The organism is Pseudomonas sp. 05T35 (assembly GCF_056396605.1).
Map to the genome: position 1 here is coordinate 1 of NZ_JBFTLU010000794.1, position 937 is coordinate 937.

The 937-nt window shown below is 59.0% G+C and carries 1 protein-coding gene; it reads left to right on the forward strand.

From position 1 onward, the window contains the following. A partial coding sequence (locus AC1DH9_RS29895) for a glycerophosphodiester phosphodiesterase family protein (protein ID WP_477809422.1) occupies positions 1-752 on the forward strand: 752 nt, incomplete at its 5' end. Positions 753-937: the final 185 nt, after the last annotated feature.

Sequence of the window (937 nt, forward strand, 5' to 3'; positions counted from 1 at the left end):
GGTTCAACACCGCACACCCGGATCGCGCACGCGCCAGTTACGCCGGCCTGAGAATCCTGACCCTCGACGAAATCATCGATATCGCCGAAGGCAACCCGCTGCACAAGCCAGGGCTTTACATCGAAACCAAAGAGCCAAAGCAATTTCCCGGCATCGAGCGCGACCTCAAGGACAAGCTTCAGGACCGTGGCTGGCTGAGCCCGGCAGGTTCCAAACTGGCCAAAAGCGAGCTGAGCGTCGGTCAGGGTAAAGGCAAAGTGATCCTGCAAACCTTCGAGAAGAGCAGCCTTGAACTGCTGCAAAAAGAAATGCCGCAAGTGCCGAAGATTCTTCTGCTGTGGGTGGGCGAAGGCAGCATCGAGCCCAAGTCGAAGGTGACCTTCGCCGAATCCGGCGACAAGGATAAAGCCACCTACTACGCCAAACAGGAACCCAAGGACAAAGCCGAATTCGAGCAATGGGTCGACTACGCCAAGTCTCAGGGTGCCGTCGGTACGGGCCCTTCGGCAGCGTTGACCAACGGCGGCGATCAAAGCTATTCGGACCTGGTGCAACCGTGGATGAACCAGTACACCCACGACAAAGGCATGTTGGTGCACGTCTACACCATCGACGATGCGGTGGATTACAAGAAGGTCATGGACGCCGGTGTCGATGGCATCTTCACCAACCGCGCCAGCGAACTGCTCAAGTATTACAAGCGCCCGGCAGCGGGCAGCGTTGCGCAGTTGCTTGAGAACAACGGCTTCTGAGTGGCCGTCCGCTATTGATCGCTCCCGAGAGGGAGCGTCACGGGTGGTACGGCAAAACCAGAGGGGCCACGCAATTCCCGTAGCAGCTGGCGCAGCCTGCGTTCGGCTCGGTCCGCGTTCGGGCGCAGCAGTCGTAGAATCAGGCAACGCGGAGTTTCAGGTTCACCGCAGGCGCAGGTTTCACG